The sequence below is a fragment of the Rhodococcus mengyinensis genome (assembly GCF_048381435.1).
Taxonomy (GTDB): domain Bacteria; phylum Actinomycetota; class Actinomycetes; order Mycobacteriales; family Mycobacteriaceae; genus Rhodococcus_F; species Rhodococcus_F opacus_D.
The window spans coordinates 135,128-161,389 of record NZ_JBLWIT010000038.1 but is presented as its reverse complement, the minus strand read 5'-3'; the positions used below and the strand labels follow the sequence as shown (position 1 = coordinate 161,389).

Sequence of the window (26,262 nt, the reverse complement as noted above, 5' to 3'; positions counted from 1 at the left end):
CAACCACTCACGGGCGGCGGAGCCGCCTACAGCTCCGCGCGGACCAGCTTCGCCGCGTCGACGAGGTTGCGCAGCGACGCCTCGACCTCGGCGGGACCGCGGGTCTTCAGGCCGCAGTCGGGGTTGACCCACAGCCGTTCCACCGGCACCGCCTTCAGCGCCTCCCGCAGCGACGCCGCGATCTCCTCGACACCGGGCACCCGCGGCGAGTGGATGTCGTACACGCCCGGGCCGACGCCGAGGTCGAAGCCGACGGCATTGAGGTCGTCGAGGACCTCCATGTGCGAACGCGCAGCCTCGATGGAGGTGACGTCGGCGTCGAGCCTCGCGATGGCCTCGATGACCTCACCGAACTCCGAATAGCAGAGGTGGGTGTGGATCTGCGTCGAGTCCGAGACACCCGACGTCGCGAGACGGAACGCCCCGACCGACCAGTCGAGGTACGCCGGCTGATCCGCGGCCCGCAGGGGCAGCAGTTCGCGCAGCGCGGGCTCGTCCACCTGGACGATCCGGATGCCCGCGCCCTGCAGGTCCACCGTTTCGTCGCGGATGGCCAGCGCCACCTGGTTGGCGGAGTCGGCCAGCGGCTGGTCGTCGCGCACGAACGACCACGCCAGGATCGTCACCGGACCGGTGAGCATGCCCTTCACCGGACGCTGCGTCAGCGACTGCGCGTACGTGATCCATTCGACGGTCATCGGGTTGCTGCGGCGCACATCGCCGTACAGGATCGGCGGTCGAACGCAGCGGCTGCCGTACGACTGCACCCAGCCGTTGTCCGTCGCGAAGAACCCGTCCAACTGTTCGGCGAAGTACTGCACCATGTCGTTGCGTTCCGGTTCGCCGTGCACCAGCACGTCGAGGTCCAGAGTCTCCTGCAGCGCAACCACATCCGCGACCTCGGCGCGCATCCGGTTCAGGTACTCGGCCTCGTCGATCTCACCCTTGCGCCGGGCCGCGCGCGCGACGCGGATCTGCGTCGTCTGCGGGTAGGAGCCGATCGTCGTGGTCGGCAGCACCGGAAGCGACAGCGCCGACTGGGCTTCCCGACGTTCCGCCGCGGGACTGCGCCCCGGATCGGACGCGGTGAGCGCGTCCAGCCGGGCACGGACAGTGGCGTCGTGCAGACGTGGGTCGGTGCTGCGGGTGGACGCCGCCGCGCGGGCGAGCGCGAACTCGTCGTCGACGGATTCGCGACCGCTGGTCAGTGCGGTCCCGAGTGTGACGACCTCGCGGACCTTCTCGGTGCCGAACGCCAGCCACGACCGCAGCGCCTTGTCGATGCCGGTCTCCGCGTCGAGCGTGTACGGGACGTGCAGCAGCGAGCATGACGTCGAGACGGCGAGCGAACCGGTGCTGCCCAGCAGGGTGCCGAGCGACGCCAGGGCCGCGTCCAGGTCGGTGCGCCAGATGTTGCGTCCGTCGACGACACCGGCGACGACGTGCTTGCGGGTCAGATCGGGAACCGTGGCGAGGGTGTCGGATCCGGCGACCAGATCGATCGCGATCCCCTCGACACCGGTCGATGCGATCGCGGGAAGTGCGTCGCCGAGGCTGCCGAAGTAGGACGCGACGAGGATCGCCGGTCGCGACTCCAGCGCGGACAACCGGTCGTAGACCCGCTTGGCCGCCGCGATCTCCTCCGGTGTGCGGTCGGCGACGAGCGCGGGTTCGTCGATCTGCACCCAGTCGGCGCCCGCGTCGGCGAGCTGACCGAGCAGGTCCGCATACAGCGGGACGAGTTCGTCGAGGCGGTCGAGGAGGGGTGCGTCCGAGCCGACAGCCTTCGACAGCAGCAGGAACGTGACCGGACCCACCACCACCGGGCGGGCCGGAATGTCCAGGGCACGTGCCTCTTCGAGTTCGCGGAGCACCTTCGACGGGTCGAGGGCGAACGTCGTCGTCGGGGAGATCTCCGGCACCAGGTAGTGGTAGTTGGTGTCGAACCACTTGGTCATCTCGAGCGGGGCGACCGTGTCGTTGCCGCGGGCGGCGGCGAAGTAGCGGTCGAGGTCGCTCTCGATGCCGGCGACACGGTCGGGCAGTGCGCCGAGCATCGCCGCGGTGTCCAGCACATGGTCGTAGTACGAGAACGTGTTGACGGGCACGGAGTCGAGGCCGGCGTCGCGCAGGCTCGTCCAGGTCTGACGGCGCAGATCCCGGGCGAGCGCGTCGAGCGCTTCGGCGTCGAGGCGGCCTGCCCAGTACGACTCGACGGCCTTCTTCAGTTCGCGATTCGGACCGATGCGAGGTGAGCCCAGCACGGTCGCGGTGAAAGTGAATGTCACGGTATCTCCAGTTGCGTACGCGGTACGGCCACCGCCGGCACACGGGTACACCTCTCGAGCCCAGGGACGTGCTGCAGCGCGAGAAGGTCTACACGCCCAATCCACGAGGCGGTAACCGTCGGGCACGGCGTGCCCGACACAGTCGGCAGGTCTTCGGACTCGCAGGCAGCCGGTGCGACATCGCACCGGACCTAGTGGCCGTCGCTTCCCAGGCGGTTGCCCAGTGCATGGTGACGGCGGTCGTTCCTGCTCACCGCTGCGGGACAGTCCCGGATTCTCACCGGGTTCCCTCTCACACGTCGGACTCCGGGGAGTCCGACGTGCTTCGACGCCAGGTGCGGTCTTCGGGGCTCCTCACGACCGCGCCGGGCGAACCAGCTGCACCGGCCAGCATAGGCCTTCGGCCCGTGCGCCTTTTTGGTAGCCCCNCAACTACCAAAAAGGCGCACGAGCCCGGAGGGCCTACAGCCAGCCGTTCGACTCCGCAGCGCGGACGGCCTCGGCTCGGGTGCTGGCCCCGGTCTTGCCGATCGCCGAGGAGAGGTGATTGCGCACGGTACCTGCGGACAGGAACAGTGCGGCCGCGATGGAGGCGACCGGCGCACCGTCCCGCGCCGCCCGCAGCACGTCCGTCTCCCGGTCGGTGAGCGGCGATTCCCCGCTGACGAGACTGTCGGCGGCGAGCGCGGGGTCGACGACACGCAGTCCGGCATGGACGCGCCGGACGGCGTCGGCGAGCTGCCGGGCCGGGGTGTCCTTCACGACGAACCCCGACGCACCGGCCTGCAGTGCCTTGCGCAGGTACCCGGGACGACCGAACGTCGTCACGATCAGGACGCGGGTCTGCGGCATCTCGGCCCGCAGTGCCGCGGCCGCGGCGATTCCGTCCAGACCGGGCATTTCGACGTCGAGGAGCGCGACGTCGGGGGAGTGCTCGCGCGCCGCCGCGACGACCTCGTCGCCGCGCCCGACCTCCGCGACGACCGTGAGGTCCGCCTCCAGGTCGAGCAGGGCGGCGAGGGCACCGCGGACGAGTGCCTGATCGTCGGCGAGCAGCAGCCGGATCGTCACGCGGCCTCTTCCTTCAGCACGTGCAACGAGAACCCGCCGGGTTGCGGATGGGTGATGACCACCCGGGCTCCGGCGGCGGCGGCGCGCTCCCGAAGGCCCACCAGCCCGTTCCCGTGCACGGATTCACGACACCCGGCGCCGTCGTCGACGACGGTGGCCTCGCGTTCGCCCACCGTGACCGAGCAGTGCGTTGCGCCGCTGTGCCGGACCACGTTCGTGACACCCTCCCGGACGGTCCACGCGAACAACTCGCGCAGTCCGGTGGGTACCGACTCGGTGCTGTTGGGCAGCTCCGCCTCGATTCCGGCCGACCGCAACGCTTCCCCGGCCCGGGCGATCTCCACCGGAAGCGACAGCCCCCGGATTCCCTGCACGGCCTGCCGGACGTCCGCGAGCGCGTCGCGGGAAAGACGTTCCAGGTCCGCCACTTCGGTGCGGGCCCGGTCGATGTCGATGTCGAGGAGCCGGCCGACGAGTTCGGCCTTGACGGTGATGACGGTGAGGGAATGCCCCAGGATGTCGTGGAGGTCGCGGGCCATCCGGGTGCGTTCCTCCTGCACTGCGAGCCGTTCGCTCGCTTCCCGTTCCCGGACCAGTTCGATGTTGCGGTTGATCAGCTTGGTCACGCCGAACATCGCGAACGCTGCCGCGCACACGCCCAGCGAGAGCCCGGTGCCCGACCCCCAGTCCATCACCGTGGAGATCACTTCCACGAGAACTGCGACGGTCAGGGCGGTGATCCCGCCGAGCCACGCGGGGAACAGCATGACCGCGGAGACCGCGAGGAAGACGGCGGCGGACAGCCCCGACGACCCGACGGCGACCACCATGACGACTGCGAGCCCGAACAGCGCCACGACGAGCGGCGCCGCCTGGTTCAGCGGCGGCCGAAACTCGTTGTGCGCGCGCCGGGTATGCGACCACCGGAACATCGCGAGGTACGTCACCGCGAAGGCGAGCGTGGCGATCATCCCGATCCAGCCGCGGACGTGATCGCGGGCGGCCCAGCCGTCGAGGAACGGCTGGAACAGGAAGACCGTCCAGGCGGCGGCGAAAATGAATCCGAAACGGCCCCATCGTCTGGTCACGACGGGGCCGTCGGGGGTGGTCACGGCAGTCACGATACCGCCGTCATACTCGCTCGGTGTCGCGCTGGAACCGCCACGCCGCACCGCCGACGAAGATCGCCAGCCACACCGCGACGTTGAGGAGCCACGTCCACTGCATCGCGTCACCGGTGAGCGGCGCGTGCACCAGCTGACTCAGCCCGTACGTGGGCATGAACTGCGCGATCGACGCCCACACCGAACCGTCCTGCAGCGGCATGAACAGCCCGCCCGCGAAGCCGAGCACGGCGAGCCCGGGGCCGAGGATCTGCATGACGTTCTCGCTCGGCAGCAGGTACCCCATGAACAGGCCGAACGCGGCGAACACTGCGGATCCGAGCCAGGTGATCAGGGCCGTCGTGAACCACAGGGACGTGTCCATGTGGACCGACGTGAACGCTCCCACGAGGTAGACGACGCCGACGGCCCCGAGTCCGAGCATCATCGCGACGAGCACCTTGACGAAGATGTAGACCCCGGGGGACAGGGGGGTGAGCCGCAACTGCCGGCTCCACCCCGACGCCCGTTCCACCGACACCATCGCGCCGCCGCTCGTCGTCGCGATCATCGCGCCGTACAGTGCCATGCTGATCATCACGTACGCCGAGACGTTCCCGTTGCCTGCGCTCTCCCCCGAGTAGCTGGGGTTCAGACCGAAGATGAGGAAGAAGACGACCGGCATGACGAGAGTGATGATCATCGTGCGCCGATTGCGCAGCAGCCGGCGCAGTTCGAGCCCGAGGAGGGTGGTATTGAGTCCGCCGAGCGGGGGAACGCGGCGGGGTGCCGCGAGGGTGGTCATCAGTTCGATCCTTCCGTGGCGGAGTCGTCGGAGGTGAGTGCGATGAATGCGTCTTCGAGTCCTCGGGAGACGATTTCGAGGTCGCAGGCAGGCGTCTGCGTGAGGAGGTGGCGGGCCACGGCGTCGGTGTCCGTCGAGTGGACGAGGACGCTGTCGCCGCGAACCTCGATGCTGTCGGCGCCGGGAATCGCGAACAACTGTTCCCTGTCGGCGCCCGGGAAGTGGGCGCGAACCGTGCGTCCCGCGGCCAGTGCCTTCACCTCGGCGGCGGTGCCGTCGGCGACCACTTTTCCCTTGCGCACCAGCACGATCCGGTCGGCGTAGGCGTCGGCCTCCTCGAGGTAGTGCGTCGCGAAGACCACCGTCCGGCCGCTGTCCGCGTCGGCGCGGATCGCCGACCAGAAGTCCCGCCTGCCCTCGACGTCCATGCCGGTGGTCGGCTCGTCGAGGATCAGCAACTCGGGATCGGAGAGCAATGCCATCGCGAACCGTAGTCGCTGCTGCTGACCACCGGAACACTTGCCCACCAACCGGTTTCCGAGATCGGCGATACCGGCCCGGGTGAGGACCTCGTCGACCGGCCGGGTGTCGGCGAACAGGCTAGCGGTGAGCCGGACGGTCTCCTCGACCGTCAGCTCCTTCAGGAGCCCGCCCGTCTGCATGACCGCCGAGACCAGCCCCTTCGCGATCGCGGTGCGCGGATCGGTGCCGAACACGGACACCTCGCCGGCTGTGGGGCGGGACAGTCCGAGGAGGATGTCGACGGTGGTGGTCTTGCCGGCGCCGTTGGGTCCGAGGAACGCGACGATCTCGCCGGGCCGGATCTCGAGGTCCAGCCCCCGGACGGCGTGAACGTCACCGAAGTGCTTGTGGACGCCGCGCAGGCTGACTGCCGGAGCCGGCGACGCGGAGGCCTTCGAGTAGGTGCGGTGCTCTGTCGATGTCATGCATTCAGCGTGCGATCCGGACGGCCGCCGACCCCCACACGTCCGTCACGACCTCACCGTGACAAATGTCAGGGGCCGGGGTAGGTGTGGCGCCGATCGGGGGCAGCCGTTACTGTGGGCGCCATGCAGCGCGCATATTTCTGGTTTAGCAGGCCGGCCCCGGGTGGGCCGGTCGGCGTAACCACGCGCTGACTTCTTCCACCCCAGAGCCGGATTACAGACCGGCTCGCGGGAATCTCCACAGTCTTCGAGGGCCGGCCTGAGAACAGGAACCCGAACCCATGACTGTCACTCTCGACACCACTACCAGCAGTGATCGGCTGGACGACCAGCGCACCGTGAGCATCAGCCCGCTGGTGGCCCCGTCCGTGGTCCGTGCCGAGCATGCCCCCGACGACGTCGCGTCCGCGACCGTCCGCTCCGGCCGCGCCGACACGGTGAACGTGCTGAACGGCGACGATGATCGACTGCTCGTCGTGGTGGGCCCGTGCTCGGTGCACGATCCGGACGCCGCCATGGACTACGCCCGCCGGCTCGCCGCGAAGGCCGAGGAATTGCGCGACGACCTGCACATCGTCATGCGGGTCTACTTCGAGAAGCCGCGCACCACGCTCGGCTGGAAGGGTCTGCTGAACGACCCGCACCTGGACGGCACGTTCGACATCGACACCGGGATCCGCATGGGCCGCAAGCTGCTGCTCGACGTGTCCTCGCTCGGCCTGCCGGTCGGCTGCGAGTTCCTCGACCCGATCATGCCGCAGTACATCGCGGACCTCGTCACGTACGGCGCGATCGGTGCCCGCACCGCCGCCAGCCAGGTGCACCGCCAGCTGTGCAGCGCGCTGTCGATGCCGGTCGGGATCAAGAACTCGACGGAGGGCGACGTGCAGGTGGCGGTCGACGGCACCCGCGCCGCCGCGGCGAGCCACGTGTTCCCCGGCACCGACCTCGACGGGCAGGCCGCGCTGATCCGCACGGTCGGCAACCCCGACTGCCACGTCATCCTCCGCGGCGGCAGCGACGGACCGAACTACGACGTGGAGACGGTGGCGGACACGCTCGCCCGGCTGCGCAAGGGCGGTCTGCCGGAGCGGGTCGTCATCGACGCCAGCCACGGCAACAGCAGCAAGAACCACGAGAAGCAGGTCGACGTGCTGAACGACATCGCGGCCCGGCTCGAGGAGGGCGAGAAGGGGATCGTCGGTGTGATGGTGGAGAGCTTCATCGAAGCCGGTCGTCAGGACCTCACCCTGGGGAAGGCCGAGGACCTCACGTACGGGCAGTCCATCACCGACGCGTGCATCGACTGGAACACGACGGCGGCGCAGCTGGACCGCCTCGCCCAGGCAGTGGCCGCACGTCGGAAGTGATCACCGCACGCCTCTCGTGCGGAACTGCACGCTGATCCGCGGTCCGAGCGGGCGGGTGCTCTTCGGTACGCAATGCTCCCAGGTGCGCTGGCAGGAACCACCCATCACCAGCAGGTCGCCGTGGCCGAGCGAGTACCGGATCGAGTGCCCGCCGCCGCGCGGACGCAGCAGCAGCGGACGCGCGGCGCCGAGCGAGAGGATCGCGACCATGGTGTCTTCGGTGCGGCTCCGGCCGGTGTCGTCGCCGTGCCAGGCGACGCTATCGGAACCGTCGCGGTAGAAGCACAGCCCGGAGGTGGCGAACTTCTCGCCCAATTCGGGTAGGTAGTGCCTGCTCAGGGCGTCGCGTGCCGCGACCAGCAGCGGGTCGGGGAGCCGCTCACCCTCCGGGTAGAACCGGACGAGGCGCGGGACGTCGACCACCCGGTCGTACATCTGGCGCCGCTCCGCCTTCCACGGCACCGTCTCCGCGAGCGTGGTGAACAGCTCGTCGGAACCGGTCAGCCACCCAGGCCGCACGTCGACCCACGCTCCCGCCGTGAGCGTGCGACGCTGCACCGTCGACCCGAGCGCGCCCAGCTCGACACCGAACGACGCGTCGTCGAACAGTGAAGCCTGGAGCGCATACCGCGCATCCGCGGAAGTCATGCCGCCATGCTACCCGATATTCGAACGTATGTTCACATCATTTGTGAGACGGCGGTCGCCGATCGGCGCACCCCGTCTTGGTTCGCGCATTGTTTTTCGGGCCCTGGAAGTAGTGCGGCTGCGGAGAAGTGGTGCGTCTGCACGGAAGCCCGGGGAACGGCGGCGGTTGTTACCGCGGCACGGCAGGCTCGCGGTCGTCGCCGGTGTCGACGGTCGTCTTCTGCCTGCTCGGCCACCAGAAGGCGCGACGTTCGAGTGCAGACAGGCTCGGTACCAGCATCGGGGCCATCGCGAAGGCGGCGATGGCGACGCCGATCGCGACGCCGAAGCCGAGTTCGGCGAGGTTGGCCAGTCCGGTGAGGGTCAGGGAAGCGAAGGTCAGCGCCAGGATCAGACCGGCGGCGGCGACGGTGGGGGCGTCGTTGGAGACGGCGATCCGCGCGGACTCACGCGGGGTGTACCCGTTGCGGAATTCCTCGCGCAGTCGCGAGGCCAGCAGGATGTTGTAGTCGGTGCCGATCGCGACGACGAACAGGTAGAGCACGATCGGAATCGAGAAGTCGATCCCGTCGTAGCCGAGGCCGTGCAGGAACAGGAGCACCACGGCGCCGAGTGTGGCGACGAACGTGAGTGCCACGCACACCAGCAGGTTGAGCGGGGCCAGCACGGCGAGCAGCAGCAGGGCGAGAATCAGCGCGATCGCGACTGCGGCGACGGGGAACACGAGGCGCGTATCCGCCGCGAGTTGCGCGCGGACGTCGACGAACGTGGACGTCTGCCCTCCCACAACGACTTCCGAGCCGGGAACCGCGCCGTGGGCGGCGTCGCGGATCGGGCCCTCGACGAGGTCGAGGGACGCGTTCGAATAGGGGTCGTCGGCGAGCACGACGTTGACGAGCGCGGCGCGACCGTCCTGACTGGGTCGCGGCGGGGCGACCGAGGACACGCCCGGCACCTGTGTCAGAGCGGTGACGAGCGGGGTCAGCGACGCGGGATCGAGCGGCCCGGGAGCCACGACGTACACCTGGGTCGGGCTCAGCGCACCCGCGGGGAAGGATTGATCGAGGGTGTCGAAGGCCTGCTGTGACGGCGTGTCGGAGGGCAGTTCCCCCAGCGTGTTGTACGTCGACTTGTAGCCGGACGCGAAGGAGGCGAGCGCGATCAACACGACGCCGATCGCGATGGCGAACACGGCTGGGCGGTGCCCGATCGCGGCGCCGATCGACGCGAACGGTGTGTGGGGGCTGTCGTGCCCCGGTCCGAGCGGCCAAAACAGGTGGCGTCCCAGCACGGTGAACACGGCGGGGATGAGGGTCAACGCCGTCACCAGCATGAGGGCCACGGCGACGATGAGTCCCGGCGCGAGCGTGGTGAGCGAGCCGAGTTTCGCCAGCAGCAGGGCGGCGAACGCGACGATGACCGTGAGCGCCGACGACGCCACGACGCGCCCGACGACGTCGGTGGAGAACACGAGGGCTTCTTGATGCATGTCGGTGGTGGACCCAGCCGCGGCCTGCTGCCGGAGACGTTCGCGATAGCGGAACAACAGGAAGACGATGTAGTCGGTGCCGACACCGAAGAGGACGACCACGAGGATGGATTGCAGCGACGTGCTGACCTGGAAGTCGAACAGATCGGCGAGCACGGCGGTCAGTCCGGTGACCACCGACAGCACCACGCCGATCACGAGAACCGGCAGGACGGCGATGACGGGGCTGCGGAAGATCAGGCCGAGCAGGGCGAGGATGACGATCACCGTGGCGATCGTGATGACCTTGTCGGCGTTGTCGTAGGCGGCGGTGGTGTCGACCTGAATGGCCGCGTTCCCGGTCAGCCCGCTCACGAGGCCGGTGCCGTTCAGTTGCTGCTCTGCGTCGCCCCGGATGACCGGCACGGCGTCGTTGACCTGGTCGTCGCCGGGTTGTCCGTCGAACACCACCTGCAGTGCGGCAGCCTTCCCGTCGGCGGACAGCGACGCAGGCGACCCTTGCACGCTCACAACTCCCGGGATCGCCGAATTCTGCAGCGAGGTCGCGAGATTCAGTGCCGTCTGCTGATCGGCGGGTGAGAGCGGGGCGGCGTCGGCACGGACCACCACCAGGCTGCCGGTGGCACCGGACAGGCTGGGGAAGTATTCGTTGCCGACGGCCTGCGCCTCGGAGGACTCGAAAGTGCTGGGCAGGAACGTCTGCTGGTTACCGGTGGTGTAGTCGTCGAGACTCGGCGCGAACAGGATGACGGCTATTGCGGCGACTACCCAGGCCGCGATGACCTGCCACGGGTGTGCGACCACGGTGCGCGCGATGTAGGCAAACATCATTCCCCGTTCCGGGAGATGAAGGTTCGGCCGGCGCCCGGCCGGGCGGTCGAACCGTGCCAAGCCATCGTCGCATGCAGGGCGGCGCGAAGGCTATGGGTTTCACGGCATCGACAGACCGCGGCCCCGCTCCGACATCAGGGAGCGGGGCCGCGGTACGTCATGGTGCTCGTTACCGCAAGGGGGTGAAATCCCGGCTGCCGAGGTAGTCGGGGCGCGGGACGGGCGCCGAGAACGGATCCGTCAGGGTGTTCTCGACACTGTTGAACACGATGAAGAGGTTGGACCGCGCGAACGGCGTGATGTTGCCGTTCGACCCGTGCATGCAGTTGGAATCGAACACGGTGGCGGAGCCGGCCGGTCCGGTCATCATGTCGATGCCGTACTCGTTCGCCATCCGGGTGAGCGTCGGCTGATCGGGCGACCCGGTGGGGGGAACGTAGCTGACCAGCGATTCCTTGTAGTAGTCTTCGGGGGTCTCGCCGGCGCAGGAGGCGAACGCGCGGTGCGATCCGGGCATGATCATCAGCCCGCCGTTGTGCCCGTAGTTCTCGGTGAGCGCGATCGAGATACTCGCGGCGCGAGGAGTGGGCATGCCGTCCTCGGCGTGCCAGGTCTCGAAGTCGGAGTGCCAGTAGAACGGCCCGCCGGTGAAACCGGGCTTGAAATTGAGTCGCGACTGGTGGACGTAGACGTCCGAACCGAGGATCTGCCGGGCGATACCCACCACCTCGGGGCGGCGGATGATCTCGTCGACGACTTCGCTGAGGCGGTGGACGTCGAACACGGAACGGACGGCGCCGTCGCCGTTCTCCCGTACGACGCGGTCGTCGCCGCGCAGCGTGTCGGTCTCGGCGAGGCGGGTCATCTCGTCGACCAGGTTGAACACGTCGCGTGGCGGGATGATCGACTCGGCGGAGTGATACCCAGTTGCGGCGTAGTCGGCAATCTGATTCGCGGTGAGCGGACCGGAGCGGGTATCACCCCGTTTCCCGTCCGACCAGGTGACCGGGTCCTGGCGGACGGTCATCGTGCACTCGTTGCGGTCCCTCGTGGGGTAGTTGTCGGCTACGGCCGTACGCATAACTCGTGTTTCACCCTTTCGGATTGGACAACGCTTTACTCTTCCGACGTTCCCACTGGTCGTCGACGAATGCAACCCGGACGCAGGTCCACCGAGGCCGGACTGGACCGCGACGGCGCGGCGGCGCGGTGGGATCGTCACGGGCATGATCGATTCGGCGGCGGTACTCGGAGTGGCGGCGATCGCCCTCGGCATGGTTCTCACACCGGGACCCAACATGGTGTATCTGGTCTCGCGCAGCATCACTCAGGGCAGGGCGGCGGGACTGGTCTCGCTGGCCGGTGTCGCTCTCGGATTCCTGTGCTATCTGGCTGCTGCGACACTGGGCATTTCGGCGGTGTTCTCCGTCGTCCCGCAGGCCTACACCGCGCTGAAGCTGGCGGGTGCGTGCTATCTGGGCTGGCTGGCCTGGAAGGCGTTGCGGCCCGGCGGGCACACGCCGTTCGCTCCGTCCCGGGCGCTGCCCCGGGATTCGTCCGCCCGGCTGTTCCTGATGGGACTCACGACCAACCTGCTCAATCCGAAGATCGCGGTGATGTACCTGGCGCTGATCCCGCAGTTCGTCCACCCCGGCGCCGGGCCCGTGTGGTTGCAGAGCCTGCTGCTGGGCACCGTGCAGATCGTGGTGGCGCTCACCGTGAACGCGTTGATCGTCTGCGTCGCAGGAACTCTCGTGGCGTTCCTGTCCGGACGCCCGGTGTGGCTGCGTGTGCAGAAGTTCGTGATGGGAAGCGTCCTCGGCGGCCTCGCCGTTCACCTCGCCCTCGACCGGACGCGGCCCGCGACGGTCTGAATCGGCAGTGGCCTGAATCATGCACACCTGAGCATGTTTCGCGGGTACCGTCGGAAGCGATGACGACGAAGGGGCGAGAGATGGCCGGGACCATGCGGGCGCAGCGATTCTATGCGGACACGAAAACCATTGCTGTGGAGGATATTCCGATTCCGGAACCCGGTCCCGGTGAAGTGCTCGTCAAAGTGGAGTTCTGCGGCATCTGCCATTCCGACCTGAGTCTGATCGACGGCACGTTCCCCGCGCTGCTGCCCGAGGTGACCCAGGGGCACGAGGCGTCGGGCACCATTGCGAAACTCGGTGCCGGAGTATCCGGCTGGTCCGAGGGAGACCGCGTCGTGCCGTCCGCGGGCAGGCCCTGCTTCGGGTGCCGAAACTGCCGCCGCGGGGACCTCACGAACTGCCTGAACATCCAGCTCATGGCGTTCGCCTACGACGGCGCGTGGGCCGAGTACACGGTGGCGCAGGCCGGGGGACTGACCCGTATCCCGGACAACGTTCCTTTCGAACAGGCGGCCATCCTCGCCGACGCGGTGTCGACGCCGTTCGGCGCGGTCGTGCGCACCGGCAAGGTGGTGGTCGGGGAGACCGTCGGGGTGTGGGGTGTGGGCGGAGTCGGCACCCACATCGTGCAGCTGGCACGTCTGGTCGGCGCTGTCCCGGTGATCGCGTTCGACATCAATCCCACTGTGCGGGAACGTGCCCTGGAGCTCGGGGCCGATTACGCGTTCGACTCCAGGGACGAGAACCTGAAGGAGAAGGTCGCCGAGGCGACGGGCGGCCGGATGCTGGACGTCGCGTTCGACGCGGCCGGACTGAAGGTGACGTTCGAGCAGGCACTCGACTGCCTGACGGTCGGTGGCCGACTCGTCGCGGTCGGGCTGAGCGCGCAGGAGGCATCGGTGGGAACCACCGCGCAGTTCGGGCTGTCGCAGAAACAGGTACTCGGCCACCTGGGATACAAGAACGTGGACATCGAAACCCTCGCCGAACTGGTGTCCCGTGGCCGGCTCGACCTGTCGCGGTCGATCAGCGAGATCGTCCCGCTCGAGGACGTCGCGAAGGGCATCGAGAAACTCGCGCACCACGAGGGTGATCCCATCCGGATCCTCGTCAAACCCTGACACCGGCAGGTGCCGGGATTCGGCTCGCCGGGACCTGTCGGTGCCCCGCTGTACCGTCGGGCCATGGGATATGAATTTCAAGTCACAGTGGACTCGGAGAACCCGCATACCCTGGCCAAATGGTGGGCGCAGGCGCTCGGCTGGGAGGTGGAGCCGAGCAACGAGGAGTTCATCCGCGGGCTCGTCGAGGCCGGCCACGCGCAGGAGTCCGACACCATGGAGTTCGAGGGCGTCCTGGTCTGGCGGGAGGGTCAGGCGATCCGCGATCCGGAGCACCCGGAGCGCCCGCGTGTGCTGTTCCAGCTGGTTCCCGAACGGAAGACGGTGAAGAACCGGCTCCACCTGGACATCAGGGTCGGGGACGCCCGTTACGAGGTCGCCGAGAAGCTGGAGCAGTCCGGCGCCACCGTGCTCCACCGCGGCCGCCAGGGGCCGAGCGAGTGGGTCACGATGGCAGACCCCGAGGGCAACGAGTTCTGCGTCAGCTGACGCGCTGTCACGCTCCGCGGTAGGAACTCGGGGTGCTGCCGGTCCAGCGTTTGAAGGCGCGACGGAACGCACTGGGCTCGGAGAAGCCGAGCCGCGCCGACAGGTCCTCCACGGTCTCGCCGCGTCGGAGCCCGGCCACGGCGGCGTCGCGGAGCACTTCCTCGCGCAGCTGATTCAACGACGTCCCCTCCTGCCGGAGCAGGCGGCGCAGGTGGGGGACGCTGATCGACAGCATCTCCGCGATGTCCTCGGCCGTCGACGTCCGGCCTTTCATGCCCAGCTCGAGGACCCGGCGCACCTGCGCCGACGCCGTGCTGTCGTAGTCACGCTCCGACATCAGCAGCGTCGGTGACTCCCGGAGGTAGTCCTCGAGCGTCTCCTCGGTCTGGATGATCGGCGCCCGCATGACCGCGTTGTCGAATTCGATTGCGGGAATGTCGGAATCGAAAGTCACGGGGACGCCGAAGATGTGATCGTAGTTCTCGGCGAGCTGCGGCAGCGGCGCCGGATACGGCAGTTCCACGGCCAGCAACCGGACCCTCTTGCCCACGAGCCACGCCGCGAAACGGTGGAGCAGGATCAGCAGGAAATCGGTGGTGACCCGCGTGGCCTCGAGCGACGACTGCACGTCCTCGGTGGACCGTTCGGCCGCGGCCGGGCGGATGTCGATGGTCATCCGGGTTCCGCCGTTGATACCGGGACCGATGTGCAGCGCGGGCAGTGACGGCAGGGCGCGCAGGATGTCGGCCATCCGCTCGAGGGCGGCGGACAGGTCCGCGGTGTGGATCAGGGCGAGGCAGACGAGCCGAAACGTGCCGCGGGGGACCGGGGCCGGGCCAAGCCCGAACAATTCGTCGCCCGTGATCTGCCAGACCGCCTGGGTGAACGCGGTGACCTGGGTCGGCGTCAACCGGGCCAGCGGATCCTCCAGCGACGCCGTCGTGATTCCCGCCGCCGACAGCGCGGGGGAGAGATCGACCCCACTGCGCGCCGACAGTTCGAGCGACCGCCGCACGAAGTCGGCGGGGATGGTGCGGGCAGTCACGATCCGGGCTCCCCGAGGGTCCGGAGCCGCCGCGCCGCCTCCTCGAGCACGTGATCCTGCTTGCAGAACGCGAACCGCACCAGCGGGTTCCACGGCTGCGGATGGTCGGTGAACACGCTGACCGGCACCGCGGCCACGCCGATGCGCTCCGGAAGCCTGCGGCAGAAGTCGATGCCGTCGCGTTCACCGATCGCGGTGATGTCGGCGCACAGGTAGTACGTGCCGCCACCCGAATGGACCTCCAGACCGGACGCGACGAGCGCGTCGTACAGCACGTCCCGCTTGGCCTGGAGACTGTCGCGCAGTTCCTTCACCCACTGCTGCTCGTGGCTCAGCGCATGCGCCACCGCGGGCTGGAACGGTCCGCCGCCGACGAACGACATGTACTGCTTCGCGGTCCGGACGGCGTCGATCAGTTCCGCCGGACCGCACGCCCAGCCGATCTTCCAGCCGGTGACGTTGAACGTCTTGGCGGCGCTCGACACCGAGACGGTCCGTTCGTACATTCCCGGCAGAGTGGCCAGGGCGGTGTGCGTCCGGCCGTCGAACACCAGGTGCTCGTACACCTCGTCGCTGAGAACCAGCAGGTCGTGCTCGCACGCCAGCTCCGCGACGGCGGCGATCTCCTCCGGGGTGAACACGGTGCCGGTCGGATTGTGCGGGGTGTTGATCACCAGCATCCGGGTCTTCGGCGTGATCGCGGCCCGCAGAGCGTCGAGGTCGACGACGAACTTCGTGCCGGAGCGGGCGAGCGGCACACTGCGGCGCACCGCCCCCGCCAGCGCGACAGACGCCGCGTAGGAGTCGTAGTACGGCTCGATCAGCACCACTTCCTCACCCGGTTCGACCAGCCCCAGAATGGCGGCGCTGATGGCCTCGGTGGCGCCGACGGTAACCAGCACCTCCGAGTCGGGGTCGTGGTCGAGCCCGTACCGGGCCAGGCGGTCGGCCGCGACCGCCTGGCGGAGCACGGGCATGCCGGGGCCGGGCGGGTACTGGTTGAGCCCGTCCGCGATGGCTCGGCGCGCGGCGTCGAGCATGGACGCGGGACCGTCGGTGTCGGGGAAACCCTGACCGAGGTTGATGGCGTCGTGGCGCACGGCGAGCGCGGTCATCTCGGCAAAGATGGTGGACGCGAACGGCTGCAAGCGCTGGACGGTGCGGTTGCGCGGCGTTGCGGGCATTACTGCAGCGTAGTCGGTGTGACGGCGAGGGTTGCACACGGCCGCGTCACGTTCTGCAGGGCTGTCTCGTCTTCTCTGTAGACGGCGCGCGAAGGGCGCCCGGTGACGATGGAGGACGCAATGCCCCGCATTCCCGCAGTGGCCCCGGCGGACGCGAGCCCGCTGGTGAAGGTCGCCTACAAATATGCTGCCCCACAAGTTCGACGAGGTACCCGAACCGTTCACCGTGCTCGCCCATCACCGCAAGCTGTTCGTCGCGTCGGCCCGGCACGAGCTGGCGGTGCAGAAGGCGTCGACCGTGCTTCCCGCGAACGTGCGGGAGATCGCCGTCTACCGCGTGGCGTGGACGATCGGCTGCTCGTGGTGCGTGGACTTCGGCACGATGCTGCAACGCCTCGACGGCCTGGACGTGGAGCGGCTCCAGCACATCGCCGACTACGCCGACTCGCCCGCGTACAGCGAGGACGAGCGCGCGGCCATCGCATACGCCGACGCGATGACGGCGACGCCCACCACGGTCACCGACGAACAGGTGGCGGACCTCGAGCGCCGGTTCGGCCGGGCCGGTGTCGTCGAACTGTCCTACCAGATCGGCATCGAGAACATGCGCGCCCGGATGTACTCGGCGCTGGGCATCACGGAACAGGGTTTCGGCACCGATTCGTGCCGGGTGCCGTGGGCCGACGATGCGGCGGTCACGAAGAATGGTCCGGCAGCCTGATCCCGCCGAACTTCTCCGGATTGGCGATGTCGTACGCCGCGTAGACGAGTCCGTCCCGGACGGTGAACCCACCCACTCGCGGCGGCGAGCTGCGGTGGGCCTCGTCGCCGGTGAATGCGGCACTGAAGAAGCCCAGCTGGCCGTTGACCAGGGCCGGCTGCATGACGGTGAACACCGCCGGCCCGTACCGCTTGATGAGGCCGAGAAAGAAGCGGGCGAACTTGTCCGCGCCGTGGATGACGTTGACGGCGGTGCTCGTGGTGCCGTTGGCGTCGCCGATGACGAGGGCGTCCGGGTGCAGCGCCGCGATCACCGCGTCGAGGTCGCCGGCGGCGAGTGCCTCGAGCAGTCGCTGCACGGCGAGCGCATGCTCCTCGTCGGGGACGGCGGGTGTGGTTGCGGCAGCGGCCTTGCGGGCCCGCGACGCGAGCTGACGCGCCGCGGGCGTCTCGATGCCGAGAATCCCGGCCACCTCGTCGAACGGGACCCCGAAACCGTCGTGCAGCACGAACGCGACCCGTTGTGCAGGGGTGAGCGTGTCGAGCACGATCAGCGCGGCGAGGCGGTTGTCCTCGTCCCGGACGACCGCTTCCAGCGGGTCCGGCTCGGCCGACGGCGACAGTCCGGTGACGATGGGTTCCGGAAGCCATTGGCCGACATACTGTTCCCTCCGCACCGCCGCCGACCGCAACCGGTCGAGGCAGATCCGCCCGACCACCGTCGTGAGCCACGGCCGGAGGTCGCGGATGTTCGCGGCGTCCGCGTCGTCGAGTCGTAGCCACGACTCCTGCACGGCGTCCTCCGCGTCGCTGACGCTTCCCGTCAGCCGGTACGCTACGGAGAGCAGATGCGGCCGGTGGGACTCGAATTCGTCTACCAGCGTGGCAGTGGGCATGCCGATATCCTACGTGCGGTCCAGACATAAAATCCGTCGTGTGCGTAACCGTTGACCCTGGTGGTGGGTCCGGACGTATGGTGTGGCGACCACACCACCTCCAGGGAGTCTGCCATGTTCCAGTGTTTCGGCTGTCGTAGCTGACCTGGCTTTTTCGCACCCCTTTTTCTTCTGCACGTCCTGCTCACCCGTCCGGCGACCGCCGGGCGGGGTTCGGGAGTGCGCTCGCACGACCCGCCGCTTCGCCGTGGGCGGGCAACACACACTAGGAAGACCTTCGATGATTCGTCCACGTTTCGCGCGGACTCTGGCCGCAGCGGCCGCCCTTCTCACATTCACCAGCCTTGCTGTCGCGTGCTCCAGTTCGGAGACGACCACGACAGCCGACGGGAAGACGGTACTTCGCTACGAGGGGACCACGGGACAGGTCTCGTTCCCGGAACTCGCGGCCGACCTGGGCTACTACCAGAAGGTCGAACTGAACTGGATCGGCGACACCACCAGTGGGCCGCAGAGCATTCAGAATGCCGCCACCGGGCAGACCGACTTCGGTGGCGCGTTCAACGGTGCGGTGCTGAAGCTGGCCGCGGCCGACTCGCCGATCACGTCCGTCATCGGCTACTACGGCTCCGACAAGGAGACGTTCAACGGGTACTACGTGCTCGACGGAAGCCCGATCACGTCGGCACGTGACCTGATCGGCAAGAAGGTCGGCATGAACACGCTCGGCGCACACCACGAGTTCCTCGTGCGTGAGTGGCTGGCGCGGGAGGGGCTGACCCCGGACGAGATCAAGCAGGTCGAGCTGACCGTGGTGCCGCCGGTGAACACCGAACAGGCGCTGCGGCAGGGGCAGATCGACGTCGGCACGCTCGGGAGCGTGTTCCGCGACAAGGCAGTCGAACGCGGCGGCATCCGCCCGCTGTTCACCGACGAGTCCATCTTCGGTTCCTTCACCTACGGTTCGCTGCTGTTCCGCAACGACTTCATCGCGAAGAACAGGGACGCCGTCGCTGACTTCGTGCAGGGCACGGCCCGCGCGATCCGCTGGACCCAGACGACTCCGCGCGACGACGTGATCGCGAAGTACAAGGACATCATCACCAAGCGCGGCCGCAACGAGACCACCGACCTCGTGGACTACTGGAAGTCGCCGGGTGTGGCGGGTCCCGGTGGCGTGATCACCGACAAGGAGATCGAGACCTGGATCGACTGGCTCGTCCGCAACGGGGAACTCGAGGACGGCAAGCTCACGCCCGCCGACGTCTACACCAACGAGTACAACCCGTACGCCAACGGCACGTACCCCGCCGACAGCGGCCCCGACGGACAAGCGCTGGCCGCCAAGTGAACTCCACCCCAGGTCCCCACGAGAAGAAAGTGATGTCGATGTCCCACTCCCGGTTCCGGCGAGGCGCCGTGCGCGCCCTCGCGGCGACCGCAGCACTGTTCACGTTGGCCTCGGGAGTGGCGGGGTGCGCCGGCTCGTCGGATACTGCCACCACCGAGGACGGGAAGACAGTCCTGCGCTACCAGGGGTGGGCCGGGGACGTGGGATTCCACGAACTCGCCGAGGACCTGGGGTATTACGACAAGATCAAGCTCGAATGGGTCGGCGACACCACCAGCGGCCCGCAGGACATCCAGTCGGCGGCCACCGGCGACATCGAGTTCGGCGCGGCATTCAACGGAGCCGTCGTCAAGCTCAATGCCGCGGGGGCACCGATCACGTCGGTGCTGAGTTCCTACGGTGCGGACGCCGGTGAGTACACGGGATACTTCGTGCTGGACGGCAGCCCCATCCGCTCGGCGCGCGACCTGATCGGCAAGAAGGTCGGGATGAACACGCTCGGTGCGCACCACGAGTTCCTGGTCCGGGAGTGGCTGGCCCAGCAGGGGTTGACCCAGGACGAGATCAAGCAGGTGGAGCTGACCGTCGTCCCGCCGGTGAACAACGAAACGGCCCTGCGCGAAGGTCAGATCGACGTGGCTGCCATCAACGACATCTTCCGCGAAACAGCCCAGGAGCGTGGGGGCATCCGGCCGCTGTTCACGGACCGGGATCTGTTCGGCGCCTTCAGCTACGGCACCTACGCAGTGCGCGACGACTTCCTGGCGAAGAACAAGGACGCCGTCGCGGACTTCGTGCAGGGCACGGCCCGGGCCATCCGATGGACCCAGGTCACTCCGCGTGAGGAGGTCGTCGCACGGTTCAAGAGCATCATCGACAAGCGTGGCCGCAACGAGAGCGACGAGGCCATCGGTTACTGGCGCAGCTCCGGGATTCCCGTCGCCGGGGCCGTGATCCAGGAGAAGGAGCTGCAGACCTGGGTCGATTGGCTCGTCCGCAACGGTGAGCTCGACGAGGGCAAGTTGACCGCAACCGACCTCTACACCAACGAATTCAACCCGTACGCCAACGGCACGTTCCAGCCCGAGAGCGGGCCCGACGGAGAAGTACTGGAAGGACAGAAATGAGCACCACCGCCTCGAACCCCGATCGGGTTCAGACGCCCAAGCTCCGCCTCGAGCACGTCACCAAGCAGTTCGACGTGCGCGGGTCCAAGGACAAGTTCACCGCGATCGAGGACATCGACATCGATCTCGCGGACGGCGAATTCCTCGTCCTCGTCGGTCCGAGTGGTTGCGGAAAGTCCACGCTGCTCGACCTGCTCGGCGGGCTCAGCACCCCCACATCGGGTCGGATCCTGCTCGACGGGCAGCCGGTGACCGGGCCCGGTCTCGACCGCGGAATCGTCTTCCAGCAGTACGCACTCCTGCCGTGGCGGACGGCCCGGCACAACATCGAGTTCGGGCTCGAGGCCAAGGGACTGCCCAAGAAGGAACGGCGCGAACTCGCCGAGCACTACCTCGAGCTCGTCGGCCTGAAGGGGTTCGGCGACCGGTACCCGCACGAGCTGTCGGGCGGCATGAAGCAGCGCGTCGCGATCGCCCGCAGCCTCGCGTTCGATCCCGAGGTGCTGCTGATGGACGAACCGTTCGCGGCGCTCGACGCGCAGACCCGTGAGTCGCTGCAGGACGAACTGCTGCGCATCTGGAAGGCCACCGGCAAGACCATCCTGTTCATCACGCACGGCATCGACGAGGCCATCTACCTCGGGCAGCGGGTCGCGGTCCTGACGTCGCGGCCCGGCCGGGTGAAGACGTTCGTGGACATCGACATCGACCGCAGCGGCGAGGACGTCCGGTCCAACGAGCAGTTCCGGCACTACCGCCACCGCATCTGGACGCTGCTGCACGGCGAAGTGGAGCGTGCACAGGTAATCGAGAAGGAGGAAGCACATGTCTAGCGCACTCGCGTCACCGGAAGCTCCCGTTGCTATCGATCCGCCCGGGACGTCGGCTCCGTCGCCCGCTTCCACCCCACCGCAGCCGGGTGCCGTCCAGCGTGCCGGTGCGGCACTGCGTCCGGTCGTCTGGCGGATCCTCAAGCCGTCCGTCGCGATCGTCGCCTTCCTGGCACTGTGGGAGATCGCTCCGCGGGTCGGTCTCGTCGACGAGGTGTTCCTGCCCCCGTTCACCACGGTGGTCGAGGCATTCTTCGACCTGGTGCAGAGCGGTGAGCTGTGGCAGCACGTGTCCGCCAGCCTCTCCCGCGCCCTGATCGGCTTCTTCGTGGCGGTCGTGATCGCGATCCCGCTGGGCATCGCGATCGCCTGGTACCGCCCGGTGTCGGACTTCCTGAACCCGATCCTGGAGCTGTTCCGCAACACGGCGGCGCTGGCGTTGCTGCCCGTGTTCATCCTGATCCTCGGCATCGGTGAGGAGTCCAAGATCGCCCTGGTGATCTACGCGTGCACCTTCCCGATCCTGCTGAACACGATCTCCGGTGTGCGCACCGTCGACCCGCTGCTGATCAAGTCGGCGTCGTCGCTGGGACTGTCGCCCGTGCGCCTGTTCCAGAAGGTCGTGCTGCCCGCCGCCGTTCCCACCATCTTCACCGGCATCCGCATGGCGGCGGCGTCGTCGATCCTCGTGCTGATCGCCGCCGAGATGGTCGGGGCCAAGGCCGGCCTCGGCTACCTGATCACGGCCTCCCAGTTCAACTTCCAGATCCCCAACATGTATGCGGGCATCGTCGCCATCTCGGTTCTCGGGCTGACACTCAACGCCGTTCTCGTACTGATCGAACGCAGGCTGTCCCGCTGGCGGGTCTAGTCACTTACCGGAAAAGAAACTCCACATGTCACAGGATTCCCAGTTCCACCTCAACGCCTTTCTCATGGGTGTGGGACATCACGAGGCGGCGTGGCGCCATCCCCGCACCGAGGCGCACCGCGTTCTGGACGTCGCACACTTCCAGGAACTCGGCCGGATCGCGGAGCGGGGCAAGCTCGATTCGGTGTTCTTCGCCGACGGTCTCGCCGTCGGACCGCGGATCAAGCACAACACCCAGGCGATCTTCGAGCCCGTCACGTTGCTGTCGGCGATCGCCGTCGCCACCGAACACGTGGGACTGATCGCCACCGCGTCCACGAGTTACTCCGACCCGTACAACCTGGCGCGCAAGTTCACGTCGCTCGACCACATCAGCGGCGGCCGGGCGGGGTGGAACATCGTGACCTCGGCCGGTGCGGACGAGGCTGCGAACTTCGGCGTCGACGGTATCCCCGCACACAGCGGACGGTACGAGCGCGCAGAGGAATTCGTCGACGTCACGCTCGCCCTGTGGGACAGCTGGGAGGACGGCGCGGTGGTGCTCGACCGGGAGACCGGCGTGTTCGCCGACCCCGGCAAGGTTCACACCATCGACCACGACGGACCGCAGTTCCGGGTCAAGGGGCCGCTCAACTCGCCGAGGTCCGCCCAGGGACGGCCGCTGCTGGTGCAGGCCGGCTCGTCCGAGAGCGGCAAGGAGTTCGCCGCGCGGTACGCCGAGGCCGTCTTCACCGCACAGCGCACCCTGGAACAGGGTCAGGAGTTCTACCGCGACCTCAAGGCGCGTGTCGTCAAGCACGGCCGCAATGCCGGCGACCTGAAGGTGCTGCCCGGCATCGTGCCGTTCATCGCGGACACCGAGGAGGAGGCGAAGGCGCTCGAGCAGTCGTTCACCGACCTGATCTCGCCCGAGTACTCGCTGCGTCAGCTGTCCACGATGCTCGGTGTCGACCTCACGAAGCATTCCCTCGACGCCCCGCTTCCGCCGCTTCCGCCGCTGGACGAGATCCAGGGCAACAAGAGCCGCTACCAGCTGGTGAAGGACCTCGCGGCGGACGGTTCGCTCACCGTCCGGCAGCTGATCGGGCTGCTCGGCGGCGGACGTGGGCACCGCACGTTCGCCGGAACCCCCGAACAGGTCGCCGACGAGCTGCAGACGTGGTTCGAGCAGGGAGCGGCCGACGGTTTCAACATCATGCCGCCCTACCTGCCCGGCGGACTGGACGACTTCGTCGACCGTGTCGTCCCGATCCTGCAGCAGCGCGGACTGTTCCGGACGGAGTACACCGCGACCACCCTGCGCGGTCACTACGGTCTCACGGACGTCGGTAACCGGTTCGCGGGTGCGGTCGACGAAGCGAGCGTATGAGCGGCGAGACCGGTCTGAAACCTCTCGTCACCACCGTCTTCGTTCCCGCCGCGATCTTCGGCATCGGCCAGGGGGCCGCCGCCCCGGTGATGGCACTGACGGCCCGCGAACTGGGCGCGTCCGTGGCCGTGTCCGGGCTGATCGTCGCGGTCGTCGGGCTCGGCGCCGTCCTGGGCGACCTGCCCGCGGGCCGGATCGTCGCCAGGTTCGGGGAGCGGCGGTCCATCATCGGCGGCAGTACCGTCGGCGCCGCCGGAGTGCTGGTCTGTCTGCTCGCGCAGACACCCTGGATGCTGGGTGTGGGGGCACTGCTGACCGGGCTCGCCAACGCCGTGTGGGGGCTGGCCCGCCAGAGCTACCTGGCCGACGCCGTGCCGATCGGGCTGCGGGCCCGGGCGATGTCGTCGTTCGCGGCGATGTGGCGGCTCGGCTTCTTCGTGGGACCGCTGCTGGGCGCCGCCGTGATCCTGGTGGTCGGCGCCCGGGGCGGATTCATGGTGCAGTTCGTCGGCGTCGTGCTGTCCGGGTGGCTGATGTCGAGGGTCCCCGACCCGCCGCGGCGCCACGCAGGCACCGCCGGTACCCACGCGACGCTGCCGTCGATTCTGCGCCGGCACCGGAAGCTGCTGGCCACGCTCGGCGCCGGCTCGCTCCTGATGGGTGCGGCCCGCGCCTCGCGGGAGGCGGTGCTGCCGCTGTGGGCTGCCCATCTCGGACTCGACGCCGCCCAGGTCAGCCTCGTCTTCGGGGTCGGAGCGGCCGTCGATCTGCTGTGCTCGTATCCGGCCGGACACTTGATGGACCGGTACGGCCGCCGGTTCATCGCGGTGCCCTCGCTTCTGGTGATCGGGGCGTCCTACCTGGCGTTGCCGTTCTCGCACGACCTCCTGTCGATCGGGGTCGTCGCCGTCGTGATGGGCATCGGCAACGGGCTCGGCAACGGCGTCATCATGACGCTCGGCGCCGACATCGCCCCACCGGCGACGCGCGCCGAATTCCTCGCCGCCTGGCGGCTCACCCACGACACCGGCATGTTCGCCGGACCCTTCGGCGTCGGCGCGCTCGCCGCGGTGGTCCCGCTCGGGGTCGCCGTCGCCGCGATCGGGGGAGCGGCGCTGGTCGGCGCCGGCCTCCTGTTCCGGTTCATCCCGGTCTATTCCCCGTGGCCACCGCCGGCCGCGTCGGAGCCCGGATCCTCACCGCTCGAAAAACAGGAAGCATAGGTACATTCGTTTCATGCGCTTCGGATTGTTCGTTCCTCAAGGTTGGCGTCTGGATCTCGTCGGAATCGATCCCGCGGATCAGTGGTCGGTGATGCGCGACTTCGCGTTGCGCGCCGATCAAGGTTCGTCCTGGGATTCCCTGTGGGTCTACGACCACTTCCATACCGTCCCGGCACCGACCGAGGAGGCCACGCACGAGGCGTGGACCCTCATGTCCGCGTTCGCGGCGGTCACCTCGCGGGTGCGTCTCGGCCAGATGTGTACGGCGATGAGCTACCGCAACCCGGCTTACCTCGCGAAGGTCGCCGCCACCACCGACCTCATCTCGGGCGGGCGCGTCGAGATGGGTATCGGCGGCGGCTGGTACGAGCACGAGTGGCGGGCATACGGATACGGATTCCCCTCTGCCGGTGTGCGTCTCGGTCGCCTCGACGAGGGCGTGCAGATCATGCGTCAGGCCTGGGCCAACGGCATCGCGACCCTCGAAGGCAAGCACTACCAGGTCGACGGTGCCATCGTCCGCCCACTTCCGTTGCAGGAAGGCGGCATCCCGCTGTGGATCGCCGGTGGCGGCGAGAAGGTGACGTTGAAGATCGCGGCAAAGTACGCGCAGTACACCAACTTCGACGGCACACCCGAGGGCTTCGCGCAGAAGTCCGAGATCCTGCGGAAGCACTGCGACACCGTCGGCACCGACTTCGACGCCATCACCCGCTCGGCCAACTACAACGTCGCGATCGGCACCACCGAGGCGGAGGTCGAGCAGCGGTTGCTCACCCTGAAGGACCGGCTCACCCCCCACGTCGGCGCCGACGCCGCCGAGGGTGCCCTGGGAGCCTTCCGCGGAATGCCCGGTGTGGGAACGCCGGAGCAGATCGTCGAGAAACTGTCGGCGCTGAAGGAGCAGGGCATGTCCTACGGCGTCTTCTACTTCCCCGAAGCCGCGTACGACACGTCGGGCATCGAACTGTTCGAGAAGGAAGTGCTGCCCGCGCTGCGTTGATCCATAGGCCGCCTTACCGGGCATAGAGTGGCGGGCATGTTCGTCGTCACCCTCGCCGCCGACACGCTGTGGCTGAGCCCGCCGGTCGTCACCGACGTCGACGAGATCTGCGCGGCATGCAGCGACGCGTCGATCGCCGAGTGGACGACGATGCCCGCGCCGTACACAAGCTCGGACGCCGAGCAGTTCGTGCGGCAGACGGTGCCGTCCGGCTGGGCCGACCGCAGTCCCACCTGGGCGCTGCGCGAACGCGAGGACGGTCCCGTGCTGGGGATGATCGGTCTGATGGCGCGGGATGTGACGGCGGCGGAGATCGGATACTGGCTGTCGCCGGCGGCACGGTCGCAGGGCCTCATGACGACCGCGGTGAACCTGGTGTGCGATTTCGCGTTTCGGCCGGACGGTATGGGGCTCGAACGCATCGAATGGCGCGCGTTCGTCGGCAACCTCGACTCGGCGGCGGTCGCCCGCCGGGTCGGCTTCCGGTTCGAGGGCGTCCAGCGCGCCGGACTCGTGCAGCGCGGCGTCCGCCGTGATTCGTGGGTGGCCGCCCTGCTCGCCGGCGACCCGCGGCAACCGGCCGAAGGCTGGCCCTAGCGGCCGA

23 protein-coding genes, 1 pseudogene and 1 riboswitch are annotated in these 26,262 nt (G+C 68.3%); of the genes and pseudogenes, 13 read left to right on the top strand and 11 right to left on the bottom strand.

Annotated features, from left to right (window positions below):
• Window positions 1-26: 26 nt before the first annotated feature.
• The 5 genes from metE to ACNJ7E_RS05460 form a co-directional block, all read right to left on the bottom strand.
• A complete protein-coding gene (gene metE / locus ACNJ7E_RS05480; RefSeq protein ID WP_418339330.1) occupies window positions 27-2,288 on the bottom strand; it encodes a 5-methyltetrahydropteroyltriglutamate--homocysteine S-methyltransferase in 2,262 nt (753 codons plus the stop codon).
• A 127-nt stretch (window positions 2,289-2,415) separates the two neighbouring features.
• Window positions 2,416-2,627: riboswitch (cobalamin riboswitch) on the bottom strand.
• A 123-nt stretch (window positions 2,628-2,750) separates the two neighbouring features.
• The gene (locus ACNJ7E_RS05475; protein ID WP_061043544.1) at window positions 2,751-3,359 is read right to left on the bottom strand and encodes a response regulator transcription factor; all 609 of its coding nucleotides are present in this window, start codon (window positions 3,357-3,359) and stop codon (window positions 2,751-2,753) included.
• A complete protein-coding gene (locus ACNJ7E_RS05470) occupies window positions 3,356-4,471 on the bottom strand; it encodes a sensor histidine kinase (protein ID WP_418339329.1) in 1,116 nt (371 codons plus the stop codon). Before ACNJ7E_RS05470 ends, ACNJ7E_RS05475 begins: the two co-directional genes overlap by 4 nt.
• A gap of 19 nt (window positions 4,472-4,490) precedes the next feature.
• On the bottom strand, window positions 4,491-5,267 hold the full coding sequence (locus tag ACNJ7E_RS05465; protein WP_418339328.1) for an ABC transporter permease: 777 nt from the start codon (window positions 5,265-5,267) through the stop codon (window positions 4,491-4,493).
• Window positions 5,267-6,214, bottom strand: coding sequence for an ABC transporter ATP-binding protein (locus ACNJ7E_RS05460; protein ID WP_283354441.1), 948 nt, complete (start codon window positions 6,212-6,214; stop codon window positions 5,267-5,269). Before ACNJ7E_RS05460 ends, ACNJ7E_RS05465 begins: the two co-directional genes overlap by 1 nt.
• A 281-nt stretch (window positions 6,215-6,495) precedes the next feature.
• On the opposite strand from ACNJ7E_RS05460, the gene ACNJ7E_RS05455 reads away from it, so the two are divergent.
• Window positions 6,496-7,584 (top strand): 3-deoxy-7-phosphoheptulonate synthase, encoded by a 1,089-nt coding sequence (locus ACNJ7E_RS05455; protein ID WP_280778649.1) that lies wholly within the window; start codon window positions 6,496-6,498, stop codon window positions 7,582-7,584.
• On the opposite strand, the gene ACNJ7E_RS05450 is transcribed toward ACNJ7E_RS05455, so the two are convergent.
• The 3 genes from ACNJ7E_RS05450 to thpD all read right to left on the bottom strand — a co-directional run bounded on the left by ACNJ7E_RS05450 (window position 7,585) and on the right by thpD (window position 11,633).
• Window positions 7,585-8,232, bottom strand: coding sequence for an alpha-ketoglutarate-dependent dioxygenase AlkB (locus tag ACNJ7E_RS05450; RefSeq protein WP_280778648.1), 648 nt, complete (start codon window positions 8,230-8,232; stop codon window positions 7,585-7,587). It abuts the gene before it with no gap.
• Between the two features lie 169 nt (window positions 8,233-8,401).
• A complete protein-coding gene (locus ACNJ7E_RS05445) occupies window positions 8,402-10,552 on the bottom strand; it encodes an MMPL family transporter (protein WP_418339327.1) in 2,151 nt (716 codons plus the stop codon).
• A gap of 169 nt (window positions 10,553-10,721) precedes the next feature.
• Entirely contained in the window at window positions 10,722-11,633 is a 912-nt protein-coding gene (gene thpD, locus ACNJ7E_RS05440) for an ectoine hydroxylase (RefSeq protein WP_418339326.1), read from the bottom strand.
• 145 nt (window positions 11,634-11,778) lie between these two features.
• Here thpD and ACNJ7E_RS05435 point away from each other — a divergent pair, with 145 nt between their 5' ends.
• The 3 genes from ACNJ7E_RS05435 (at window position 11,779) to ACNJ7E_RS05425 (ending at window position 14,039) form a co-directional block, all read left to right on the top strand.
• Window positions 11,779-12,426 (top strand): LysE family translocator, encoded by a 648-nt coding sequence (locus tag ACNJ7E_RS05435; protein WP_418339325.1) that lies wholly within the window; start codon window positions 11,779-11,781, stop codon window positions 12,424-12,426.
• An 80-nt stretch (window positions 12,427-12,506) separates the two neighbouring features.
• Window positions 12,507-13,550, top strand: coding sequence for a zinc-binding dehydrogenase (locus ACNJ7E_RS05430; RefSeq protein WP_418339468.1), 1,044 nt, complete (start codon window positions 12,507-12,509; stop codon window positions 13,548-13,550).
• A 63-nt stretch (window positions 13,551-13,613) separates the two neighbouring features.
• Entirely contained in the window at window positions 13,614-14,039 is a 426-nt protein-coding gene (locus ACNJ7E_RS05425) for a VOC family protein (protein WP_280778644.1), read from the top strand.
• 7 nt (window positions 14,040-14,046) lie between these two features.
• Here ACNJ7E_RS05425 and ACNJ7E_RS05420 read toward each other — a convergent pair whose 3' ends face one another.
• Together ACNJ7E_RS05420 and ACNJ7E_RS05415 are read right to left on the bottom strand one after the other, a co-directional pair.
• Window positions 14,047-15,084, bottom strand: a complete 1,038-nt coding sequence (locus tag ACNJ7E_RS05420) for an AraC family transcriptional regulator (protein WP_283351493.1) — start codon at window positions 15,082-15,084, stop codon at window positions 14,047-14,049.
• Window positions 15,081-16,268 (bottom strand): pyridoxal phosphate-dependent aminotransferase, encoded by a 1,188-nt coding sequence (locus ACNJ7E_RS05415; RefSeq protein WP_054247104.1) that lies wholly within the window; start codon window positions 16,266-16,268, stop codon window positions 15,081-15,083. The genes ACNJ7E_RS05420 and ACNJ7E_RS05415 overlap by 4 nt, the downstream gene beginning before the upstream one ends.
• A 120-nt stretch (window positions 16,269-16,388) precedes the next feature.
• On the opposite strand from ACNJ7E_RS05415, the pseudogene ACNJ7E_RS05410 reads away from it, so the two are divergent.
• A pseudogene (locus ACNJ7E_RS05410) lies at window positions 16,389-16,989 on the top strand (carboxymuconolactone decarboxylase family protein).
• Here the strand turns inward: ACNJ7E_RS05410 and ACNJ7E_RS05405 are convergent.
• The gene (locus ACNJ7E_RS05405; RefSeq protein WP_054247106.1) at window positions 16,964-17,884 is read right to left on the bottom strand and encodes a sigma-70 family RNA polymerase sigma factor; all 921 of its coding nucleotides are present in this window, start codon (window positions 17,882-17,884) and stop codon (window positions 16,964-16,966) included. The pseudogene ACNJ7E_RS05410 and the gene ACNJ7E_RS05405 overlap by 26 nt on opposite strands.
• A 280-nt stretch (window positions 17,885-18,164) precedes the next feature.
• Here ACNJ7E_RS05405 and ACNJ7E_RS05400 point away from each other — a divergent pair, with 280 nt between their 5' ends.
• From ACNJ7E_RS05400 to ACNJ7E_RS05365, 8 genes are read left to right on the top strand one after another with little or no spacing between them, the layout of a single operon-like run.
• A complete protein-coding gene (locus ACNJ7E_RS05400) occupies window positions 18,165-19,235 on the top strand; it encodes an ABC transporter substrate-binding protein (protein WP_280778642.1) in 1,071 nt (356 codons plus the stop codon).
• A 38-nt stretch (window positions 19,236-19,273) separates the two neighbouring features.
• Window positions 19,274-20,362, top strand: a complete 1,089-nt coding sequence (locus ACNJ7E_RS05395) for an ABC transporter substrate-binding protein (RefSeq protein WP_418339467.1) — start codon at window positions 19,274-19,276, stop codon at window positions 20,360-20,362.
• On the top strand, window positions 20,359-21,195 hold the full coding sequence (locus ACNJ7E_RS05390; protein ID WP_005244194.1) for an ABC transporter ATP-binding protein: 837 nt from the start codon (window positions 20,359-20,361) through the stop codon (window positions 21,193-21,195). Before ACNJ7E_RS05395 ends, ACNJ7E_RS05390 begins: the two co-directional genes overlap by 4 nt.
• Window positions 21,188-22,063, top strand: coding sequence for an ABC transporter permease (locus ACNJ7E_RS05385; RefSeq protein WP_317571010.1), 876 nt, complete (start codon window positions 21,188-21,190; stop codon window positions 22,061-22,063). The genes ACNJ7E_RS05390 and ACNJ7E_RS05385 overlap by 8 nt, the downstream gene beginning before the upstream one ends.
• Before the next feature lie 25 nt (window positions 22,064-22,088).
• Window positions 22,089-23,432 (top strand): LLM class flavin-dependent oxidoreductase, encoded by a 1,344-nt coding sequence (locus ACNJ7E_RS05380; protein WP_418339324.1) that lies wholly within the window; start codon window positions 22,089-22,091, stop codon window positions 23,430-23,432.
• Window positions 23,429-24,655, top strand: coding sequence for an MFS transporter (locus ACNJ7E_RS05375; RefSeq protein WP_418339323.1), 1,227 nt, complete (start codon window positions 23,429-23,431; stop codon window positions 24,653-24,655). Before ACNJ7E_RS05380 ends, ACNJ7E_RS05375 begins: the two co-directional genes overlap by 4 nt.
• 13 nt (window positions 24,656-24,668) lie before the next feature.
• Window positions 24,669-25,658: an LLM class F420-dependent oxidoreductase gene (locus ACNJ7E_RS05370; RefSeq protein WP_280778638.1), complete on the top strand. Its 990-nt coding sequence runs from the start codon at window positions 24,669-24,671 to the stop codon at window positions 25,656-25,658.
• Between the two features lie 36 nt (window positions 25,659-25,694).
• Window positions 25,695-26,255, top strand: coding sequence for a GNAT family N-acetyltransferase (locus ACNJ7E_RS05365; protein WP_280778637.1), 561 nt, complete (start codon window positions 25,695-25,697; stop codon window positions 26,253-26,255).
• Window positions 26,256-26,262: the final 7 nt, after the last annotated feature.

Coding starts and splice junctions, on each gene's coding strand:
- ACNJ7E_RS05465 (WP_418339328.1), bottom strand. CDS start 5,267: ATGACCACCCTCGCGGCACCCCGCCGCGTTCCCCCGCTCGGCGGACTC.
- ACNJ7E_RS05460 (WP_283354441.1), bottom strand. CDS start 6,214: ATGACATCGACAGAGCACCGCACCTACTCGAAGGCCTCCGCGTCGCCG.
- ACNJ7E_RS05455 (WP_280778649.1), top strand. CDS start 6,496: ATGACTGTCACTCTCGACACCACTACCAGCAGTGATCGGCTGGACGAC.
- ACNJ7E_RS05450 (WP_280778648.1), bottom strand. CDS start 8,232: ATGACTTCCGCGGATGCGCGGTATGCGCTCCAGGCTTCACTGTTCGAC.
- ACNJ7E_RS05445 (WP_418339327.1), bottom strand. CDS start 10,552: ATGATGTTTGCCTACATCGCGCGCACCGTGGTCGCACACCCGTGGCAG.
- thpD (WP_418339326.1), bottom strand. CDS start 11,633: ATGCGTACGGCCGTAGCCGACAACTACCCCACGAGGGACCGCAACGAG.
- ACNJ7E_RS05435 (WP_418339325.1), top strand. CDS start 11,779: ATGATCGATTCGGCGGCGGTACTCGGAGTGGCGGCGATCGCCCTCGGC.
- ACNJ7E_RS05430 (WP_418339468.1), top strand. CDS start 12,507: ATGGCCGGGACCATGCGGGCGCAGCGATTCTATGCGGACACGAAAACC.
- ACNJ7E_RS05425 (WP_280778644.1), top strand. CDS start 13,614: ATGGGATATGAATTTCAAGTCACAGTGGACTCGGAGAACCCGCATACC.
- ACNJ7E_RS05415 (WP_054247104.1), bottom strand. CDS start 16,268: ATGCCCGCAACGCCGCGCAACCGCACCGTCCAGCGCTTGCAGCCGTTC.
- ACNJ7E_RS05405 (WP_054247106.1), bottom strand. CDS start 17,884: ATGCCCACTGCCACGCTGGTAGACGAATTCGAGTCCCACCGGCCGCAT.
- ACNJ7E_RS05400 (WP_280778642.1), top strand. CDS start 18,165: ATGATTCGTCCACGTTTCGCGCGGACTCTGGCCGCAGCGGCCGCCCTT.
- ACNJ7E_RS05395 (WP_418339467.1), top strand. CDS start 19,274: ATGTCCCACTCCCGGTTCCGGCGAGGCGCCGTGCGCGCCCTCGCGGCG.
- ACNJ7E_RS05390 (WP_005244194.1), top strand. CDS start 20,359: ATGAGCACCACCGCCTCGAACCCCGATCGGGTTCAGACGCCCAAGCTC.
- ACNJ7E_RS05385 (WP_317571010.1), top strand. CDS start 21,188: ATGTCTAGCGCACTCGCGTCACCGGAAGCTCCCGTTGCTATCGATCCG.
- ACNJ7E_RS05380 (WP_418339324.1), top strand. CDS start 22,089: ATGTCACAGGATTCCCAGTTCCACCTCAACGCCTTTCTCATGGGTGTG.
- ACNJ7E_RS05375 (WP_418339323.1), top strand. CDS start 23,429: ATGAGCGGCGAGACCGGTCTGAAACCTCTCGTCACCACCGTCTTCGTT.
- ACNJ7E_RS05370 (WP_280778638.1), top strand. CDS start 24,669: ATGCGCTTCGGATTGTTCGTTCCTCAAGGTTGGCGTCTGGATCTCGTC.
- ACNJ7E_RS05365 (WP_280778637.1), top strand. CDS start 25,695: ATGTTCGTCGTCACCCTCGCCGCCGACACGCTGTGGCTGAGCCCGCCG.